Origin of the sequence: Streptosporangium vulgare, from assembly GCF_042428775.1 — a bacterium.
Taxonomy (GTDB): domain Bacteria; phylum Actinomycetota; class Actinomycetes; order Streptosporangiales; family Streptosporangiaceae; genus Streptosporangium; species Streptosporangium vulgare.
Map to the genome: position 1 here is coordinate 543,291 of NZ_JBHMBS010000004.1, position 18,755 is coordinate 562,045.

Sequence of the window (18,755 nt, forward strand, 5' to 3'; positions counted from 1 at the left end):
ATTTTCAACTGCACAACCGCTTGCCGACGGTGCCGGAGATGCTCGCGGCGCCGCCCCTGTCCCGGCACCCTGGCCGTCCCCGGCGGGCTGCCCGGCCGAGCCTCACACGTCCGGCGGGGAGAACGCGCCCGCCGCCGATGAGGAAGCCGGCCAGGAAGTCGACCCGGGAGCCGGCCAGGAGGCCGGTCAGGAGGCCGGCCAGGACGGCTGGGGGACGGCGCACAGGACCTCCCGATGGGAAGAGGCGTTCGTTATGCGAACAATGATTCTCCGGACGAACGAGGCATATCGCGGAAATTACGCCGCCGACGTCAAGCGTGTCAAGGAAGCGCGCCCCGCCGAGTTGACCACCCGGACGGCGAATCAGTATGTTCATTGAGAGAACACTCGTTCGTATAACGAACACGCGTTCCGGCGACCGTGACACCCGAACACCCAGGCACCGGGCGGACAGGAGCTTCCGATCGTGAACGACGTCTACATCCTCGACGCGGTCCGCACGCCCATCGGCCGCTACGGCGGGGCGCTGTCGGGCGTCCGCCCCGACGACCTGGCCGCGCACGTCGTCCGCGCGCTGGTCGGCCGCGCCCCCGCCCTCGACCCCGCCGCCGTCGAGGACGTGTTCTTCGGCGCGGCCAACGGGGCGGGCGAGGACAACCGGGACGTCGCGCGGATGGCCGTGCTCCTGGCCGGACTGCCGGTGACGGTGCCCGGCACGACCCTCAACCGGCTGTGCGGCTCCGGCCTGGAGGCGGCGATCGCCGCCTCCCGCGCGGTGGCCGTGGGCGACGCGTCCCTGGTGATCGCCGGAGGCTCCGAGTCGATGAGCCGCGCGCCGTGGGTGATGCCCAAACCGGCACGCGGCTTCGACCGCGGGGAGCGGACCCTGCACGACACCGCCCTCGGCTGGCGCATGGTCAATCCCCGAATGCCCGCCGAGTGGACGGTCGCCCTGGGCGAGGGCGCCGAGATCCTCGCCGACCGCTACGACATCGGCCGCGAGGCCCAGGACCGGTTCGCGCTGCGCAGCCACCGGCGCGCGGCGGCGGCCTGGGAGCGCGGCGTCTTCGGCCGCGAGGTGGTCCCGCTCGACGCCCTCGGCCACGACGAGTCCGTCAGGGCCGACTCGACCGAGGAGTCCCTGGCCGGCCTGAAGCCGGTCTTCCGCTCCGGCGGCACCGTCACCGCGGGAAACGCCTCCCCCCTCAACGACGGCGCCGCCGCGCTGCTCGTCGGCGACGAGGCGGGGGCCGCCCGGTCCGGCCGGGCCCCGCTGGCCAGGATCGTCTCCCGCGCGGTGATCGGCGTCGAGCCGCACCTGTTCGGCATCGGGCCGGTCGACGCGGCCCGTACGGCCCTCAAGCGGGCGGGCGTCGGCTGGTCCGACCTGAGCGTGGTCGAGCTCAACGAGGCGTTCGCCGCCCAGTCGCTGGCCTGCCTCGCCGAGTGGCCCGACCTCGACCCCGAGATCGTCAACGTCAACGGCGGCGCCATCGCGCTGGGCCACCCCCTCGGCTCCTCGGGGGCGCGTATCCTCGGCACCCTCGCCCACGAGCTGCACCTCCGGGGCGGCGGGTACGGCCTCGCCGCCATCTGTATCGGCGTGGGCCAGGGACTCGCCGTCGTCCTTGAGGGAATCGGTTCCTGAGCGGCCATGACCGGCGCCCGAACCACCCGGAGGTGGACATGACCTCTCCCTCTCCCTCTCCCACGAACGAACCCTCTCCCTCGAACGGCCCCTCCCCCACGAACGACGGCCCGCGCCCCGGCCTGTTCTCCGGGATGTTCGCCAGGGGCGGGGCCGCGGCGGAGGTGTCGGACGTCGCGTGGCTGGCCGCCATGCTGGACGTCGAGGCCGCGCTGGCCGGCGCGCAGGCCGCGATCGGCCTGGTCCCCGCCGAGGTGCCCGCCGCGCTGGCGGGGGCCTGCCGCCCCGGCCTCTACGACATCGCCGAGCTGGGCGAGCGGGCCGCGCGGACCGGCAACCCCGTCATCCCCCTGGTCGCCGCCCTGCGGGAGCGGATCGAACCCGGCCTGCGGCGGTTCGTCCACTACGGCGCCACCAGCCAGGACATCAACGACACCGCCGCCGCGCTGGTCTCCCGCCGTGCGCTGACCCCGATCCTGACCGACCTGTCCGCCTGCGCGGACGCCTGCGCGCGGCTGGCGTCCGGGCATCGCGGCACCGTCATGGCCGGGCGCACCGTCCTGCAGCACGCCGTGCCCATCACGTTCGGGCTGAAGGCGGCGGGCTGGCTGAGCGCGCTGGACCGCTCGCGGACCGGGCTGGCGGAGGTGCCGCTTCCGGTCCAGTACGGCGGGGCGGCGGGCACCCTGTCGGTCCTCGGCGAGCGGGGCCACGAGGTGCCGCCGCTCCTGGCGGCCCGGCTGGGGCTCGCCGAGCCGGTCCTCCCCTGGCACACCGACCGGACCCCGGTGGCCCGGCTCGCCTGCGCGCTCGGCACCGCCGCCGGGACGCTCGGCAAGGTGGCGAACGACGTGAAGCTGCTCGCCCAGACCGAGGTGGCGGAGGTCGCCGAGCCCACCGGTCCCGGCCGGGGCACCTCCAGCGCGATGCCGCACAAGCGCAACCCGGTGGGCTCGATGTCCGTGCTCGCCTGCGTCCAGCGCGTCCCCGGGCTGGTCGCCTCGGTCCTGGACGGCATGGTCCAGGAACACGAGCGCGCGACGGGCCCCTGGCAGGCCGAATGGGAGACGCTGGGCGAGCTGCTCCGGCTCACCGGCAGCGCGGCCTCCTGGCTCCGCGAGGTGCTGGAGGGCCTCACCGTGGACCCCGCCAGGATGCGCGCCAACCTCGGGGCGACCCGCGGGCTGCTCATGGCCGAGCAGGTCGTCGTGCGTCTCGGCGGCACCCCGGAGGCCCGGCGGCTGGTGGACGCCGCCTGCGCCCGCGCCACCGAGGAGGGCGCGGAGCTGCGCGAGGTCCTGCTCGCCGACCCCGCCGTCTCCCTGACCGCCGCGGAGATCGACGCGGCCCTCGACCCGGCGGGCGCCCTCGGCTCGGCCGCCACCTTCGTCGACCGGGCGCTCGCCGCCCACGACAACCTCACGGGAGCCGGCGGATGAGCGAACGGGACACCGGCACGAACGAACGGGAGAGCGGACACATGAACGGGAGAGCGGACACGTGAGCGGGAAGACCGGGGAGACGGACGGCACGACCGGGTGGGCCGCCGGGGACGCGACGCGCCGGGCCGTACTCGGCGACGAGCACGTGGACCGCGCCGTCGCGGGCACCACCCCGTTCACCGCGGACTTCCAGGAGTTCATCACCACGTACGCGTGGGGTGAGATCTGGACCCGTCCCGGCCTGGACCGGCGGACCCGCAGCTGCGTCACGCTTGCCATGCTCGCCGCGCTCGGGCACGAGCACGAGCTGGCCATGCACGTGCGGGCGGCGCTCCGCGTCGGCCTGACCGAGGAGGAGATCAAGGAAGTGCTGCTGCAGACCGCGATCTACGCGGGCGTACCCGCCGCGAACCGGGCGTTCGCGGTGGCACGGGCGGCGCTAGAGTTCGACCGGAACGAGGAGGGCGGGGATGGTCGAACCGGTTGACCGTGGCTCGGACCACGTGCAGTCGCTGGCACGCGGGCTCTCGGTGATCAAGGCGTTCAGCGCGACGAGCCCCGAGCTGACACTCAGCGAGGTGGCCCGCGCGACCGGCCTGACCCGGGCCGCGGCCCGGCGGTTCCTGCTCACGCTCGTCGACCTCGGCTACGTCAGGACCGACGGGCGGCTGTTCGCGCTCTCCCCCCGCATCCTGGACCTCGGGTACGCCTACCTGTCCAGCCTCTCGCTGCCCGAGGTCGCCGAGCCGCACCTCGAACGCCTCGTCGCCGAGGTGCACGAGTCGGCGTCGGTGGCGGTGCTCGACGGCGAGGACGTCGTCTACGTGGCCCGGGTGGCGACCAGCAGGATCATGCGGGTGACCATCAACATCGGCACCCGTTTCCCGGCCCACTGCACCTCGATGGGCAGGGTGCTGCTCGCCTGGCTGCCGCCCGGCGACCTCGACGCCTACCTCGGGCACGTCGAGCTCCACAGGTTCACCCCCAAGACGATCACCTCTCCCGACGCCCTCGGAGCCGAGCTCGACAGGGTCCGCGCCCAGGGCTGGGCGATGGTCGACCAGGAGCTGGAGGAGGGCCTGCGCTCGATCGCCGTCCCGGTCAGGGAACGTTCGGGGCGGGTGACCGCCGCGATCAACATCTCCTCCCACGCGAGCCGTACGACCTCGGAGTCCGCCCGCCGCCACCTGCTCCCGCCGCTGCTCGCCACCGCCGCGCGGGTGGAGGCCGACCTGCACGCCTCGGGCGTCAGGAGCAGCACCCTGTCCCCCCGCTGACCCCGGCCTCGTCCCCTGGCACATCACCTGGATGACAACGTTGTCACCGCGCCGAACCTGGGCGATGATCGGGGCCGTGACAGAGAGTTCGCGGGGACGTCCCACCATGAAGGACGTCGCGGCGGTGGCCGGAGTGGCGTTGAAGACCGTGTCCCGGGTCGTCAACGGCGAGCCGGGGGTGAATCCCGCCACCGCCGAGCGGGTCGCGTCCGCCATCGAGCGGCTCGGCTACCGGCGCAACGAGAGCGCCCGCGTCCTGCGCCGGGGCAGGACCGCGAGCATCGGCCTGGTCATCGAGGACCTCGCCGACCCCTTCTACTCGGGGTTCAGCCGCGCGGTCGAGGACGTGGCGCTCCGGCACGGCTCGCTGCTGGTCAGCGGTTCCTCGGGGGAGGATCCCCGGCGCGAGCGGGAACTGGCGCTCGCCTTCTGCTCCCGGGGGGTCGACGGTCTGATCATCGTGCCCGCCGGGACCGACCACGACTACCTGCGGCCCGAGCTCGGCGCGGGCGTCGCCGCCGTCTTCGCCGACCGGCCGGGCGGGCTGGACACCGACACGGTGCTCTGCGACAACGCCGGGGGCGCGCGGGCGGGGGTGGCCCACCTGATCAGGCACGGTCACCGCCGCGTCGCCTTCGTCGGCGACAGCGCGCCCATCTTCACCTCCGGCGAGCGCCTGCGCGGCTACCGTCGCGCCCTCGGGGAGGCGGGCCTGCCCTTCGACGCCTCCCTGGTCGCGACCGGCCCGGCCCGGCAGGCCGGTCCCGCCCTGGTCCGGATGCTCTCCGGCGACGACCCGCCCACGGCGGTGTTCACCGGCAACGGCCGGATCACCGTGGCCGCGCTGCGCACGGGACACCGGCCCGCCCTGGTGGGCTTCGACGACTTCGAGCTGGCGGACCTGCTGGACCCCGGCGTGACCGTGGTGGCCCAGGACCCGGTCCGGCTCGGCGGCACCGCCGCCGAACTGCTCTTCCGCCGCCTCTCCGGCGACCACGGCCCTCCCGAACGAATCGAGCTGCCGACCCGGCTCATCCCCCGCGGCTCGGGAGAGCTCCCGCCGTGACCGGCTCCTTCGTACGGATCCGCCCGGAGATCCGGTAGCGGTCAGGCGACGTGGGCGGGCAGGGCGACGCCGGTGAGGCGTCCGGCCTCGGCCCACAGCCGGGCGTTGGCCGCGGGGCCGAGGGCCCGGCGGGGCGGCCGGGCGGCGACGCGGTCGAGACCAGCGACTCGGGTGCGGGATTGGCCGTGACGACGGCGGGCATACCGACCTCACTGCCGACTCGGGGGAGAACGCATGTCACAGGGGTGGAAGACGGCCGTCCAGGGGCGGCGCCCACGGGCGCGGAGCATCGCGGGACCGGGACGCGCCCGCGGTCCGGTACGCCCGCTCCCGGCGGGGAGGCGGCCGTGAGCCTGACGGCAGGGATCCTCGCGGGCGCGGCGGGCACCACCGCGCTGAACATCGCCGGCTACCTGGACATGACCGTACGCGGCCGACCGGCGAGCGTGCTACCGGCCCGGGCCGCGGGCGAGCTGGCCGAGCGTGCCGGTGCCGATCTCGGTTCCGGGGAGACCGCCGACAGCAGGCGCGAGGGCTTGGGCGCGCTGCTCGGGTACGCGACCGGCCTGGCGGTCGGCGGGCTCTACGGCCTGCTCGCCGGGGACCGGCGCCTTCCCCCGCCGGTGGCCGCACTGGGGCTGTCGGCGATGGCGATGGCCGCGAGCGTCACCCCTCTCACCGCGCTGCGCCTGACCGACCCGCGCGACTGGAGCGCGTCGTCGTGGGTGTCCGACATCGTCCCGCATCTCGCCTACGGCCTGACGGCCGCGACCGTGTACGACCGCCTGACCCGGCTCTGACCCGGCCCTGATCGGCCGTGGCTTCCCTTCCGCGTACGACCGCCGATCGGGGGACGGCGTTCGCCTGCGGCAGATCCGAACGGGGAGACGCCATCGGGCGAGCAGCATGGGGCGCATGACGATAAAACTCACTAAATTCGGACATGCGTGTGTGCGGCTGGAGAAGAACGGGCGGAGCCTCGTCATCGATCCCGGCGCGATGACCCCGGAGGCCGACGCCGTCACCGGCGCCGAGGCCGTACTCGTCACGCACGAGCACTTCGACCACTTCGAACCCGAGCGTCTGCGCGCGGCCGTCGCCGAGGACCCGCGTCTCGTCGTCCATACCTGCCCCGGCGTGGCCCGGCACCTGACCGGGCTCGGCGAGCGCGTACGGGTCGTGCGGGCGGGGGACGTGCTGCCGATCGCCGGATTCGAGGTGACCGTCGTGGGAGAGAAACACCATTTCAGCCACCCCGACGTACCGCCGGTGGACAATGTGGGATTCGTCGTCGACGGGGAGGTCCTCCACCCGGGCGACGCGCTGACCGTCGTCGACGTGCCGACGCTGCTGGTGCCCGGCCAGGCTCCCTGGATGACGGTCCCCGACATGATCGCCTACCTGCGGACGATGGCGCCCCGGCGCGCGTACGCGATCCACGACGGTCTGATCAACGAGTGGGGCGTCAAGGTGCTGGAGGGCGTGCTCGCCGGTGAGGCCGAGAAGCTCGGCGCCGACATCCGGCGGCTCAAGCCCGGCGAGAGTGTCGAACTCTGATCCCCGGACCCGGCGGCCGAGCCCTCGCCGACGTGCTGCCCGGCGGCGCTCATCACCGTTAAGTCACGACATAACGCGAAATCCGGGGAGGGCCTTGCCGCCCTCCCCGTTCTATACGTAGCCTTATACGTATACGGGATGAGGATGAAACGATGCCCAACAAAACGATCTACGTCTCGGACGACGACCTGCCCCTGTTCCAGCGGGCGCAGGAGCTCGCCGGAGGCAAGCTGTCGACGGCGATCAGCGTGGCGCTGCGGCGCTACGTGGAGATGGAGGAAGGCCGCCAGGAGGGCTACGACGAGATCATCGTGCAGGTCGGCCAGGGTGGCACGGGCCGCAAGCAGCGCTTCTCCGGGGTGCTGCTCGGCGAGTGGGGACGCACGACGGGCAGCCGGGTGGAGATGTTCCGGGTGTACCGCTCCCGTAAGGACAAGTACGTCCTGCACGTGGACCGCTCGCCCGACTGGACCGACAGCCTGACCTCGGGGTCCGACAACTGGCTGGAGGGTCTCCTCTCGCGCGGCGCGTGGCGGAGCTATCTCGGCCTGACCGACTCCAGCTGGGGCTTCGTCCAGGGCGAGGCCACGCTCGAGGTCCTGAACACCTTCCAGGAGCTGCGCGGCAGGATCCCCGACGAGTTCTACGACCTGATCGCCGACATGGCCGAGCGTCCCGCCGTGGAGGACCTCGACATCTAGCCCCATCCGCTCACCGCAACCGGACGGTCGCCACGCGACCGCCCGCTACCCCGTCACGCCCTCATCCCCCTCATCCCCCCTCATCTCACCGGTACGAACGACCGAAGGAGAGGACCACATGCCCCCCGCGATAACGGCCGAAGGGCTGGTCAAGAAGTACGGCGACGTCGTCGCCCTCGACGGGATGGACCTGTCCGTCCCCGAGGGCACCGTGTTCGGCCTGCTCGGCCCCAACGGCGCGGGAAAGACCACGTCCGTGCGGATCCTGACCACCCTGTTGAAACCGGACGCCGGACGCGCCACGGTCGCCGGGTTCGACGTCGTCGCCGACGCGCACCGGCTGCGCGCCCACATCGGCGCCTCCGGTCAGTACGCCGCCGTCGACGACCACCTCACCGGCGCCGAGAACCTGGAGATGGTCGGCCGCCTCTACCACCTCGGCGTCAAACGCAGCAGGCAGCGGGCCCGCGAGCTGCTGGAACGCTTCGACCTGGGCGAGGCGGCCGACCGCCCCGTACAGGGCTACTCGGGCGGCATGCGACGCCGCCTCGACCTGGCCGGGGCGCTCGTCGCCGCCCCGCCGGTGCTGTTCCTCGACGAGCCCACCACCGGCCTCGACCCCCGGGCCCGCACGGGCCTGTGGGACGTCATCTCCGAACTCGTCGCCGACGGCACCACCGTGCTGCTCACCACGCAGTACCTGGAGGAGGCCGACCGGCTGGCCAGGACGATCGCGGTGGTCGACCACGGCCGGGTGATCGCGCTCGGCACCGCCGACGAGCTCAAGGACCAGGTCGGCGGTGACCGCGTCGAGCTGACCATGACGAGCGCGGCCGACCTGCACACCGCGCGGCGCGTGCTCGCCCCCCTGGCCGTGGGGGACCCGCGGACCGACGACGCCACGCTCCGGCTCACGATCCCGGTCGGCGACGGCACGGCCTCGCTCACCACGGCCCTGGGCCACCTGGCCGCCGAACGCGTCGCCGTACGCGACGCCGGGCTGCGGCGGCCGACGCTGGACGAGGTGTTCCTCACCCTCACCGGACACTCGACCGGCGAACCGGCCACGACGAAGACGAAGGAGCACACCCGATGAACGCCCTCCAACTGGCGATCGCCGACGGCATGACGATCACCAAGCGCAACGTCCTCAAGATCAGGCGCGCGCCCGACCTGCTGGGCGGCGTGATCATCCTCCCGATCGTGTTCGTGCTGCTGTTCGCGTACGTCTTCGGCAGCATGATGCAGCTGCCGGGCATGTCGTACCAGGAGTACATGATCCCGGGAATCTTCGTCCAGACGATCGTGACGAGCGCGCAGATCACCGGCTACACGCTCACCCTGGACCTGCAGAAGGGCATCTTCGACCGGTTCCGCACGCTGCCCATGGCCCCGTCGGCGGTGCTGACCGGACAGACCTCCAGCGACGTCCTCATGAACGCGAGCAGCGTCATCGCGATGACCCTCGTCGGGCTGGCCGTCGGCTGGCGCGTCCACTCGGAGCCCTACCGGGCCGTGCTGGGCTTCCTGCTGCTCCTGCTGTTCGCGTACGCGTTCTCGTGGGTGACCGCGACGGTCGCGCTCGCCCTGCGCAAGCCCGAGGTGTTCAACAACATCGCCACCATCGTGTCGATGCCGCTGGTCTTCCTGTCCAACGCCTTCGTCGACAGCACCCGCCTGCCCGGACCGCTGCGGGTAGTCGCCGAGTGGAACCCCGTCTCCACGGTCGTCCAGGCCACCCGCGAACTCTTCGGCAACACCAACGCGGCCATGCCGACGCCCGGCGCCTGGCCACTCCAGCACGCGGTGCCGGCGACGTTGCTCTGGTCGGTACTCCTCCTGGTCGTCTTCGTACCCCTCTCCATCCGGCTGTACAAGAAGGCGGTCAGCCAGTGATCCGCCTCGACGAGACAGGGCAGGTGACGGATCGGATGGAACCGCGGACACGCGTCTCCGGCAGAGAGCGCGACAGGGTCGTGCACCGGCTCCAGCAGGCGTTCGCCGACGGCCGCCTCGGCCCCGGCGAGATGGAGGAACGGCTCGAACGCGCGCTCACGGCGACCTCCCACGGCGACCTGCTGCCGGCGGTCGCCGACCTGCCCGACGACCTGGACGCCCCGGACGACGTGGTCCGGCTGACCCCCACGGCCGGACGTGTCAAACGGTCGGGCGACTGGCGGGTCCCGCGCCTGCTGCGCGTCGAGTCCGAGTACGGCAGGGTGCGGCTCGACCTGTCCCGAGCCCTCGTCCGGTATCCGGAGATCGACATCGAGTTACGGCTCGCGTACGGCTCCGCCACGATCGTCCTCCCGCCCGGCGCGACCGCGAACACCGACGGCGTCCGCATCGGGTGGGGCAGCGTGACCTGCGGGGCGCCCGGCCGCCCGCGTCCGGGCGGTATTCACGTTCGGATCACCGGAGAACTCGAGTACGGCCGCCTGCGCGTCCGTCCCTCACGCGGATGGCTCGGCACCCGCCGTTAGGCCCCCGGCGGGAGCCCGAGAGCGCCGGGTTCGCGGATCCGGCTCGCCGACGGAACCGTAGGCGAGCCGGCGGACGTCGTCACGCGGGGCGCTGTCCGCCCGCTCTCAGGGACCGGTGCAGGGCGAGGGAGGAGATGACGGTCGCGGCTCCCGTGACGACGACCGCCATGTGCGGGGAGGTCACCTCGGCGGCGACGCCGACCAGGGCGCCGCCCAGGGCCTGGCCGGTCATCATTCCCGCCGAGGCCAGGCCGAACGCCTGCCCCCTGACCGCTTCGGGCACCGCGTCCACGAACCACCGCTGCAACCCCAGCTGGCAGGCGGTCGACGCCGCCGCGGAGAGCATCACGATCAGCGCGGCCCCGGCGAGCCCCGGCTGGACGGCGAAGGCGAACAGGGGGACGCCCGACACGACCGCGAGGGGAAACGCCAGCCGTTCCCTGCCCGCGGGCGAGACGAACCGGCCGACGACGAAGCTCCCGGCCGCCAGGCCGACGGAGGCGGCGGCGAGCGCGAGCCCGGCGGCGTTTCCCAGGTAGGGGACCATCATCGCCTCGGCACCCACCACGAGCGAGACCGGCAGCCACTGCGCGAGCAGCAGGCCACGCACCCGGGGGTCCGCCAGCAGGGCCCGGTTGACCCGCAGCGTCTCCCGTACGGCACCGTCCCCCTTCGGGTCCGCGACGCTCGCGTTCCCCGCCTTCCCGGCAGCGGAATCACCGCCGCCGGTGAGGCCGGTGTCGGTGAGAACGGTGGTGGGAAGACCGGTGTCCTCCGTACCGGCGCCGGGGGAGCCCTCGTCCCTCGCGCTCCCCGCGCGCCCCGAGTCCCCCGCGTTCCTGGCGGGGAAGTCGGGCAGGCCGTAGCGCAGCACCGCGGCCGCCAGGGCGGACAGGGCGGCGGTGACGGCGAGCGCCCCCGCGGGTCCCGCGAGGGCGAGGATGGCGCCGCCCGCCGCCAGGCCGCCGATCTGGGCCCCGGCGGACGTCACGTTCAGCACGGACCTGGCCAGGACGAACGCGTCGCCCGGCAGCAGGTCGGGCAGGAGGGCGCTGCGCGCCGCCCCGAAGACCGGCGAGAACAATCCGGTGACCAGGACCAGGACCAGCGTCGCCCAGACGGGCAGCCCGGCGAAGGCCAGGAGCAGGCAGGTCACCACCCGCAGCAGCTCACCGGCGACCATCAGCGCACGCGGCCGGATCCGGTCGGCCAGCGAGAGCAGGAACGTCCCGCCGACGATGTACGGAAGGAAACCCACCATGTACGTCGCCGCCGACAACCCCGGCGAGCCGGTCCGCGCGTAGACCAGCGCCGACAGGGCCAGCATCTTGACCTGGTCCCCCGCCACCAGGAGGGTGAAGCTGCCGAACAGGACACGGAACTCCCGGCTCGCGAAGACCTCCGTGTAGGTCGCGCCGCGTTCTTGTGTGGTCATGGAGACGATGCTGGGAGGTGTCCGGACGGCTGGCTAAGCTTTCGGATATATCCGAAAGGTCGTTTCATGGTCTTCCGCATCGAGGTCACCCCGCAGGACATCATGGCCAGCAGGTTCGCCATCTCCCCGCTCATCGTGACCAAGCACGCGCTCTGGATCCTCTCCGGCCGGCGGGAGGCCGGGGAGTGGCGGGCGTGGGCCGGAAGGATGCGGGAGCCGTACGGGAGACTGCTGCTCGCGCACCCCGGGCTGGGGCCCATGGTGGCGCTGTTCCGCGAGCGCGACTACAACGCCGACTTCCCCGCGCCGCCGCCGACCGGGGTGAACACCCCGGTCGAGGCGGAACTCGCGGTGGTGCGCGCCACCCCGGTGGCGCGGGCGCACGCCGAGATCACCAGGAACCTGGAGGGGATGCCGCGCCTCCCGGATCCCGTCAGGGACGTGCTCTTCTCACCGGACGTCGTACGGCTGTTCGCCGAGGCGCTGACCGCGGTCTGGCAGGAGATCGTCTCTCCCGCGTGGCCGCGCTTCCACGCGATCCTGGAGCGGGACGTGGTCCAGCGGGCGGGCCGCCTGGCCACCTACGGCTGGGCGGCGGCGCTCGACGACCTCAACCCCCGGGTCCGCTGGCGTCCCGACGGTGTCATCGAGGTGCTCTCCAGGGACGCGGACGAGACCTACCGGCTCGACGGACGCGGGCTGCTCTTCGTGCCGACCGTGTTCCCCACCGGGATCGGCTCCTACCTGGAGACCGACTGGCCGTACGCGATCAGTTATCCGGCCCGGGGCACCGGCATCCCGCCCGAGACGCCGGACGGCCTGGCCGGGCTGATCGGCAGGACCAGGAGCCGCCTCCTGCTGGAGCTGGCGACCCCCGCGACCACCACCCAGCTCGTACCCCTGCTGGAGCTGAGCCTGGGCACCGTGGGCGGCCACATCGCCGCCCTGCGCAAGGCCGGCCTGGTCACCGGGAGCCGCACCGGCCGGGGCGTCCTGTACCACCGCACCGCGCTGGGCGACTCCCTGGTCAGCCCCTCGGGACTCCGGCCCTGAGGAACCGTCAGGAAACAGACTGCCCGGCGACCCGAGGCCGGAGCGCCAGGACCGATTCAGGGGGTACCGCGATACCCGGCGGCGCGTAGCCGCGTGGCGATACCGTCCAGACCGCAGGGATCGCCCCAGCGAGAGGCCGGGTTGATCTTCTCCATCCCGCCGATCACCCGCGGTCCCCTGCCGAGGAGCGCTCCCTGCGGATGGGTCGTGTAGATCGGCGTCCCGGCCGGGAGAACCGTCCGGTCCTTGATCACAGGCCACTCCTCCCGGGTGTCCTGGGAGACGAACAGCAGGATCCTGGTGCCCTCGGGTATCCCCCTCCGGAAGTCGGCCACCGAGTGAACCGGGGTCTGCTTCTTCCATGTCCCGCCCTGGAAGAACTTCACGTGGACCAGACCGGCCGAGCGCCCCTTGAACCGCTCGGTCACCCGCACCGGCATCAGCACATAGTGCGTACGGTCGCCGGGAATCCCCTCCTCGACGACCGGTCCCGGTACGAAGTCCTTGACGGTTCCCGCGACGACCAGCGGCATCTTCGCCGCGAGTTCCTCCGGGGAGTTGAGGGGATCGTAGTCGAAGGCGACCTGCCGGAGCAGTTTGACGTCCAGCCTCGTGGCGGGGGCTGGGGCACACCTGGGTCCGGACTCCGCCTCCGCCCGCGGCCCCATCGAGGCCGGCGCCGAAGCAGGGGTGGAGGCCGCCGGTGCGCCCGTGCTCCGATCCACGGTCGCGGGTGTGCCGCAGGCGGTCAACGCGATGAGAGGCGTGAGGACGATCAATCGCATGATCATGAGACGTCCGCGGGCCTCGTCCGGTTCAGTCTCGCGAAGGCCGCCAGGTCGTGGAACCGTGCGAGAACCGGCCGAGAAGAGCATGGACGACCGTCGCGGGGATGGACGCGGGAAGGCCGGAGCATCGAAGCGCCGGCGGTTCCTCACGTGACGACGCGCTCACGTCGCGTGCGACGGGAGCGGGACGCCGGTCAGTTCGGCGCACGCGTCGAGGAGGCCGTCCTGCACCTCGGGCGACCGCGCGGCGGGGTGGGCGAAACAGGGTTCCTGGTGGTGGAAGTAGCCGCCGGTCACGGTGGCCGCAGGGTCCTGGCTCGTGGCCAGCCACACCTGCGTCACGGCGCCCAGGGAGAGGTCGTCGGGCGCGCCCGGCCCTCCCATCTTCGTCGGGACCCAGCCGGGTTCGAGCGCGTTGGACAGCACGTCCGGCCATCGGCGGGCGACCGCGAACGCCAGCACGACGTCCAGCAGCTTGCTGTCGGCGTACGCCCGTGAGCCGTCCCAGTTCCGGGTTCTCCACTGGAGGTCGTCCAGCTTGGGATCCCCGCCGCGGTGCATGCCGGAGCTGAGGTAGACCAGCCGGTCGGGCGGGGTGATGAGTGCCGTGAGCAGGTACGGGGCGAGCACGTTGACCGCGAACACGTGGGACAGGCCGTCGGCGGTCTCGATCCTGCTCGGTTCCCGGTATCCGACGGCGGCGTTGTGGATGATCGCGTCGTAGCGGTCCCGTTCGTTGGCCTGATCCGCCACGGACCGCATCCCCTCGATGGTGGTCAGGTCTCCGACGAGGACGGCCTCCGCCTCCGGCAGCGCCTCGCGCGCGTCGTCGGCGCGGGTCTCGTTGCGCGCGTGCAGCGTGACGCCGTGGCCGTCGTGAACCAGCAGCCGGGCGGCCATCAGCCCGAGGCCGTCGGTGGAGCCGGTGATCAGAATGCGCGCCATGAGAACGATCCCCTTTTGCAGAACATGCTGGTCGTTAACTACCCACGAGGCGGGAGCACACGCCGTCGGACACGCATCGGCCCAGGTGGCACCCCCTGTCAGCGATCTACCGAGGCCCCGCGACACGCGGGGACCGCCGTCCCGCGAAGATCCGGGGACGTGCGGGAACCGCCGTCCGTCAGGGATTCACGAGACGGCCCGAACCGCCGGGAAGCCGGGCGAGCGTCTCAGACGCGCTGGACCGCCCCGTCGGACAGCGCCACGACGGTGACACCGAAGTCGTGGATGGTCGCCGACAGCTCGTCGGGCAAGAGGCCGGGGGCCACGACGACGAGGGAGCCGCGCATCAGTGCCAGCCCGATCAGGGTCGTCATGGCCAGGCTGCACCGCAGGGGCCAGGTGACCAGGAGGACGTCCGACTTCCCCAGCTCGGCGCCCTCGTCGAGCACGTTCATCCGTACGATCAGGTCGTGGTGGGTGAGCACGCCCCCGTCGTCGACCAGGAGGGCGGGCTGCACCGCCGGGTCGAGGAAGGGCAGCGGGACGGGCTCAAGGAGCAGCAGGTCGGCGAAGTCGACGGTGTCACGGGCCTGGCCGAACGCGATCACCTGCCGGACCCGCGAGTCCTCGACGGCCCGCAGGGACGCGTCCGCCAGGCGCGGGGTGGTGATGAGCAGCCGTGCGTCCCACTCGGCCAGCAGGTCGGCCATCTCCTCGCATCCGGAGGTGATCGGCGCCGCCACCCCGCCCGCCGCGATGACCGTGTGCACCGCCAGCGTCTGGGCCACCGCGCTGTCGACGTGGATCCCGGCCACCTGGCGCCGCCGGGCTCCCCGCCTCACCAGACCCGAAGCCCCCCGCGTCACCTCCGCGGCCAGCCGGCGGTAGCCGTACACCACTCCGGCGCCGAGGTCGATCAGTGCGGGCCGGTCACCTCGACCGTGCGCGTAGCCGAACACCGCTTCGGTGAGGGTGCAGCTGGTGGACGGGGAGGTGGGTCTCATTCCGCCGACGGTAGGGCCGCTCGATCCACGCGGGCATCCGCAGATGTATGTAGATGACTGTGTATTCGCCCCCTGCGGCTCGAAAGTGCCCGGCCCACGAGCCCGGTGCCCGGCTCGCACGTCCCGGCGCTCCTCGGACGGTCCCCGATCCGCGGGCCCTGACGCCCCTGGAAGTCCCTGACGCCCCTGGGACAGTGCCCGGCCCGCGAACACCGGCGTCCCCTGGACGGTGCCCGGTCCGCGGCCCCCCGACGCCGCGGCTGGAAGGAGAAATCGGAAGAAGAACCTGGAAACGGCTGGGCGGGCCCGAGCCCTGCGCGACTCGAGCCCGCTGTCGCATGACCCATGGCCCAGGCCCCCACCCCTCCGAGGAGACCTCGACCATCAACAAGGACACGCGACGTCCGCAGCGTGCTCGACCGAGACGCCCGGGATGGTGTGGACCTGCCGTCCCGGACCGGAACTGTGACCGGCACGGTGCGGAAGGCTGGACGTCATCGGTCGAACACCAGGAAAACGTACGGTGCGCGGCGGGCACGACACATGCTCCGGACTGCGTATCCCGGGATGTATCTTCACACCCGCGAATGTGTAGCCCGGTGTGTGTAGAACTCGGTGGAACTCACGGGCGCCGGGTGAGCCGGTGAAGCCGAACGAGCCCGTGAAGCCGGCCGTGCCCGTGAAGCCGGACGAGCCGCCGAACAGGCGAACAGGCGAACAGGCGGCCGTGCCCGCTAGGAGCGGTTCTGCTCGATGACCCAGGTGGCGACCTGCGTGCGGGAGGAGAAGCCGAGCTTGGCCAGGATGTTGGCGACGTGCCGGGCCGCGGTGGCGGGACTGATCACCAGCTCGTCGGCGATGGCCTTGTTGCTCATCCCCCTCGCGATCAGCTCGGCGATCTCCCATTCCCGGCAGGTGAGCGTGGTCATGGGGGCGACGGCCTGCTTGCCGAGCAGCAGGGGCGTCTCGTACGGCTCGTCGAACTGCAGCGCGTAGCGGACCGCCTGCTCCTGGGACATCTCCTGGCCGTGCGCCCACAGCTGCGCGACCAGCGCGTCGCCGAGGCGCACCCGGGCGGGCTGGAGCAGCTCCTCCATCCGCGCCCCGAAGCCGGGGGGCAGCACGGCGCCGCCCATCGCGCTCCTGATCGCGGCGGAGGCCCCGGCCAGGCGCACCGCCCGGCGGTCGTCCTCCTCGGCGAGCGCGAGCTGCGCGAGCGTCTCGATGCGCCGGGCCACACCGAGCCGCTGGCCGGTCCCGATGCAGAGCCGCAGGCTCTCGATCAGCCTGCCCCGGGCGGTGGGGAGGTCTCCCTGGGCCAGCGCGATCCGGCCCAGCCCCGACAGGCAGGTGATGGCCTGCCAGTGGGCGGTGATGTCCTGGAGCATGTCGAGGGCGCGCTCGTAGTGGGCGCGGGCCTCCGCCAGGTCGCCGCGGAGCCAGGCGACCTGGGCGAGGCCGATGAGGGCGACCGGCGCGGCCCAGTGGTTGTCGAGATCGTGGGCGATGGCGAGCGCGGCCTCGAAGGACCGCTGCGACTCCTTCGCCCTGCCCTCGGACAGCGCGAACGTGCCCTCCATGGACCGGATGACCGTCTCGTGCCAGGGGTCGTCGACCATGCGCACGGCCTCCAGCGCCTCGTCCAGCAGGGACCTGGCCCGCTCGGGACGTCGCTGGTAGATGGCGACCCAGGCGAGGATGGCGAGCGCGCCGCTGAGCGGTCCGTACAGGCCCGCCTCGCGGCACAGGTCGACCGCGGCGGCGCAGGCGATCTGCGCGGTGTCGGGGTCGCCCTGCCCGAAGGCGACCTGCCCGCGCAGCGCGAGCGCGTCGCCGCGCACGCACGGCGTCAGCTCCTCGGGGGCGGCGTCGAGCAGGCGGTCGAGCCACTTGTCGGCCGGGGTGAACCTTCCCCCGGCGATGATCGGCCAGCGCAGCAGGACCAGGAGGCGCAGCGCGCTCTCGGGGTCGCCCGCGGACTCGACCGACCAGCGCACCGCCGCCCACACGTTGGCCTGGAGCTCGTCCAGCATGACCAGCATCGGGCAGATCTCGGACCAGGCCGGGCGGGGGCACCGGACGATCGTCTGGTGGATCCGGGCGGCGACCTCGATCATGTGGTCGCGGTGCAGCCGCCGGAACTCGGCCTCCTCGCCCGAGGCGTCGAGCTGCTCGATGGCGTACTCGCGGATCGTCTCCAGCATGCGGTAGCGCGTCTCGCCCGCCACCTCGGCGTCGGCCAGGACCAGCGACTTGTCGACCAGGTCGCAGAGCACCCCCAGGACGTCCTCCGCCCACAGCGCGTTGCCCGCGCAGACCTGCTCGGCCATGTCGAGCGTCCACCCGCCGGTGAAGACCGCGAGACGGCGCAGCAGGATCCGCTCGGGCTCGTTGAGCTGCTGGTAGCTCCAGTCGACGGTCGCCCTGAGCGTCTGCTGCCTGGCCGGGGCCGTCCTGTCGCCCGCCGACAGCAGCCGGAACCTGTCCCTGATCCTGGCGTTGATCTGCTCCACGGTCAGCACCCTGCACAGGGCCGCGGCGAGCTCGATGGCGAGCGGCATCCCGTCGAGGGCCTCGCAGAGCCCGGCGATGTCGGCCGCGTTCTGCTCGGTGACGGAGAAGGCCCGCGAGGCGGCGGTGGCGCGGTCGGCGAAGAGCCGCACCGCCTCGCTGGTGCCGAGGAAGAGCCGCACCGCCTCGCTCGTGCCGAGGTCGTGGCCGTCACTCCTGGGCAGGGTGAGCGGCGGCACCCGCCACACGGTCTCCCCCGCCACCCGGAGCGGCTCGCGGCTGGTCGTGAGCACGCGTACGTCGGGGCAGACGTTGAGCACGGCGCGGCAGAACCGCGCCGACTCCTCGATGAGCGACTCGCAGTTGTCCATCACGAGCAGCAGCCGCCGGTCGCCGAGCGCGTCGATCAGGGTGTCGGCCAGCGCGCGGGACGGCTCGGCCTTGACCCCGAGCACGGCGGCCACCCGGGGCTCGATCTGGTCGCCGCGCACCGCGTCGGCCAGCTCGACCAGCCAGACGCCGCCGGGGAACTCTCCCGCCACCTGGCTCGCGACCCGGACCGCGAGCCTGCTCTTGCCGATGCCGCCCGCCCCGCAGAGCGTCACCACCCGGGCGACGCCCAGCAGGTCGGTGAGCTCTTCCACGTCGGCTTCACGCCCCACGAAGCCGTTGGGTTCGAGGGGGAGGTTGCCTCCGGTGAGGGAGGCGTGTGCGGTGTCCTGGGTCATCGGCTCTTAGGAGAGGTCGCGGATAGAACCGTCACAGAAAGTGTGACATCAATTACCGAACCATGCCCAGTCTTAGGCCTTTTCCGGCCTATGGATTATCCTGCCCCGCCGTGACCG

At 72.5% G+C, this 18,755-nt stretch carries 18 protein-coding genes; 12 read left to right on the plus strand and 6 right to left on the minus strand.

Translation table 11 applies throughout. The features are described from left to right. Window positions 1-4: 4 nt before the first annotated feature. Window positions 5-223, minus strand: coding sequence for a hypothetical protein (locus ACFFRH_RS11770; RefSeq protein ID WP_344747516.1), 219 nt, complete (start codon window positions 221-223; stop codon window positions 5-7). A 243-nt stretch (window positions 224-466) separates the two neighbouring features. Between ACFFRH_RS11770 and ACFFRH_RS11775 the strand changes: the two genes are divergently transcribed. The 11 genes from ACFFRH_RS11775 to ACFFRH_RS11825 all read left to right on the plus strand — a co-directional run bounded on the left by ACFFRH_RS11775 (window position 467) and on the right by ACFFRH_RS11825 (window position 10,174). Next, window positions 467-1,648, plus strand: coding sequence for a thiolase family protein (locus tag ACFFRH_RS11775; protein ID WP_344747517.1), 1,182 nt, complete (start codon window positions 467-469; stop codon window positions 1,646-1,648). Window positions 1,649-1,686: 38 nt separating this feature from the next. Continuing rightward, complete coding sequence (pcaB, locus tag ACFFRH_RS11780) at window positions 1,687-3,087, plus strand: 3-carboxy-cis,cis-muconate cycloisomerase (protein ID WP_344747518.1); 1,401 nt, start codon at window positions 1,687-1,689, stop codon at window positions 3,085-3,087. Between the two features lie 61 nt (window positions 3,088-3,148). Continuing rightward, window positions 3,149-3,577: a 4-carboxymuconolactone decarboxylase gene (gene pcaC / locus ACFFRH_RS11785; RefSeq protein ID WP_344747519.1), complete on the plus strand. Its 429-nt coding sequence runs from the start codon at window positions 3,149-3,151 to the stop codon at window positions 3,575-3,577. Further along, window positions 3,561-4,367, plus strand: a complete 807-nt coding sequence (locus ACFFRH_RS11790) for an IclR family transcriptional regulator (protein WP_344747520.1) — start codon at window positions 3,561-3,563, stop codon at window positions 4,365-4,367. The genes pcaC and ACFFRH_RS11790 overlap by 17 nt, the downstream gene beginning before the upstream one ends. Before the next feature lie 76 nt (window positions 4,368-4,443). Next, window positions 4,444-5,433, plus strand: coding sequence for a LacI family DNA-binding transcriptional regulator (locus ACFFRH_RS11795; RefSeq protein ID WP_386156159.1), 990 nt, complete (start codon window positions 4,444-4,446; stop codon window positions 5,431-5,433). Window positions 5,434-5,780: 347 nt separating this feature from the next. After that, entirely contained in the window at window positions 5,781-6,233 is a 453-nt protein-coding gene (locus ACFFRH_RS11800) for a hypothetical protein (protein WP_344747023.1), read from the plus strand. 115 nt (window positions 6,234-6,348) lie between these two features. Further along, complete coding sequence (locus tag ACFFRH_RS11805) at window positions 6,349-6,990, plus strand: MBL fold metallo-hydrolase (RefSeq protein ID WP_344747024.1); 642 nt, start codon at window positions 6,349-6,351, stop codon at window positions 6,988-6,990. A 152-nt stretch (window positions 6,991-7,142) separates the two neighbouring features. Next, window positions 7,143-7,691 carry an EXLDI protein gene (locus ACFFRH_RS11810; RefSeq protein ID WP_344747025.1) on the plus strand — a complete coding sequence of 183 codons (549 nt, stop codon included), beginning with the start codon at window positions 7,143-7,145 and terminating at the stop codon, window positions 7,689-7,691. Window positions 7,692-7,809: 118 nt separating this feature from the next. Continuing rightward, the gene (locus tag ACFFRH_RS11815) at window positions 7,810-8,787 is read left to right on the plus strand and encodes an ATP-binding cassette domain-containing protein (protein WP_344747026.1); all 978 of its coding nucleotides are present in this window, start codon (window positions 7,810-7,812) and stop codon (window positions 8,785-8,787) included. Further along, a complete protein-coding gene (locus ACFFRH_RS11820; RefSeq protein WP_344747028.1) occupies window positions 8,784-9,587 on the plus strand; it encodes an ABC transporter permease in 804 nt (267 codons plus the stop codon). Before ACFFRH_RS11815 ends, ACFFRH_RS11820 begins: the two co-directional genes overlap by 4 nt. A 35-nt stretch (window positions 9,588-9,622) precedes the next feature. Continuing rightward, on the plus strand, window positions 9,623-10,174 hold the full coding sequence (locus tag ACFFRH_RS11825) for a DUF1707 SHOCT-like domain-containing protein (RefSeq protein ID WP_344747029.1): 552 nt from the start codon (window positions 9,623-9,625) through the stop codon (window positions 10,172-10,174). Between the two features lie 79 nt (window positions 10,175-10,253). Here the strand turns inward: ACFFRH_RS11825 and ACFFRH_RS11830 are convergent, their stop codons facing one another. After that, window positions 10,254-11,609 carry an MFS transporter gene (locus tag ACFFRH_RS11830; RefSeq protein WP_344747030.1) on the minus strand — a complete coding sequence of 452 codons (1,356 nt, stop codon included), beginning with the start codon at window positions 11,607-11,609 and terminating at the stop codon, window positions 10,254-10,256. A 66-nt stretch (window positions 11,610-11,675) separates the two neighbouring features. Here ACFFRH_RS11830 and ACFFRH_RS11835 point away from each other — a divergent pair, with 66 nt between their 5' ends. Then, window positions 11,676-12,662, plus strand: coding sequence for an ArsR/SmtB family transcription factor (locus ACFFRH_RS11835; protein WP_386156163.1), 987 nt, complete (start codon window positions 11,676-11,678; stop codon window positions 12,660-12,662). Window positions 12,663-12,718: 56 nt separating this feature from the next. Here the strand turns inward: ACFFRH_RS11835 and ACFFRH_RS11840 are convergent, their stop codons facing one another. From ACFFRH_RS11840 to ACFFRH_RS11855, 4 genes are all read right to left on the minus strand, one after another. After that, entirely contained in the window at window positions 12,719-13,453 is a 735-nt protein-coding gene (locus tag ACFFRH_RS11840; RefSeq protein WP_344747031.1) for a hypothetical protein, read from the minus strand. Window positions 13,454-13,612: 159 nt separating this feature from the next. Further along, on the minus strand, window positions 13,613-14,395 hold the full coding sequence (locus tag ACFFRH_RS11845) for an SDR family NAD(P)-dependent oxidoreductase (protein ID WP_344747032.1): 783 nt from the start codon (window positions 14,393-14,395) through the stop codon (window positions 13,613-13,615). A gap of 227 nt (window positions 14,396-14,622) precedes the next feature. Then, entirely contained in the window at window positions 14,623-15,399 is a 777-nt protein-coding gene (locus ACFFRH_RS11850; protein ID WP_344747033.1) for an AMP-binding protein, read from the minus strand. 734 nt (window positions 15,400-16,133) lie between these two features. Then, complete coding sequence (locus tag ACFFRH_RS11855; RefSeq protein WP_386156166.1) at window positions 16,134-18,638, minus strand: tetratricopeptide repeat protein; 2,505 nt, start codon at window positions 18,636-18,638, stop codon at window positions 16,134-16,136. Window positions 18,639-18,755: the final 117 nt, after the last annotated feature.

Excerpts from the sequence above, each read along its gene's own strand:
- ACFFRH_RS11840 (WP_344747031.1), bottom strand. The coding sequence starts at position 13,453 with ATGATCATGCGATTGATCGTCCTCACGCCTCTCATCGCGTTGACCGCC.
- ACFFRH_RS11810 (WP_344747025.1), top strand. The coding sequence starts at position 7,143 with ATGCCCAACAAAACGATCTACGTCTCGGACGACGACCTGCCCCTGTTC.
- pcaB (WP_344747518.1), top strand. The coding sequence starts at position 1,687 with ATGACCTCTCCCTCTCCCTCTCCCACGAACGAACCCTCTCCCTCGAAC.
- ACFFRH_RS11850 (WP_344747033.1), bottom strand. The coding sequence starts at position 15,399 with ATGAGACCCACCTCCCCGTCCACCAGCTGCACCCTCACCGAAGCGGTG.
- ACFFRH_RS11820 (WP_344747028.1), top strand. The coding sequence starts at position 8,784 with ATGAACGCCCTCCAACTGGCGATCGCCGACGGCATGACGATCACCAAG.
- ACFFRH_RS11825 (WP_344747029.1), top strand. The coding sequence starts at position 9,623 with ATGGAACCGCGGACACGCGTCTCCGGCAGAGAGCGCGACAGGGTCGTG.
- ACFFRH_RS11830 (WP_344747030.1), bottom strand. The coding sequence starts at position 11,609 with ATGACCACACAAGAACGCGGCGCGACCTACACGGAGGTCTTCGCGAGC.
- ACFFRH_RS11835 (WP_386156163.1), top strand. The coding sequence starts at position 11,676 with ATGGTCTTCCGCATCGAGGTCACCCCGCAGGACATCATGGCCAGCAGG.
- ACFFRH_RS11805 (WP_344747024.1), top strand. The coding sequence starts at position 6,349 with ATGACGATAAAACTCACTAAATTCGGACATGCGTGTGTGCGGCTGGAG.
- ACFFRH_RS11845 (WP_344747032.1), bottom strand. The coding sequence starts at position 14,395 with ATGGCGCGCATTCTGATCACCGGCTCCACCGACGGCCTCGGGCTGATG.
- ACFFRH_RS11855 (WP_386156166.1), bottom strand. The coding sequence starts at position 18,638 with ATGACCCAGGACACCGCACACGCCTCCCTCACCGGAGGCAACCTCCCC.
- ACFFRH_RS11790 (WP_344747520.1), top strand. The coding sequence starts at position 3,561 with ATGGTCGAACCGGTTGACCGTGGCTCGGACCACGTGCAGTCGCTGGCA.
- ACFFRH_RS11815 (WP_344747026.1), top strand. The coding sequence starts at position 7,810 with ATGCCCCCCGCGATAACGGCCGAAGGGCTGGTCAAGAAGTACGGCGAC.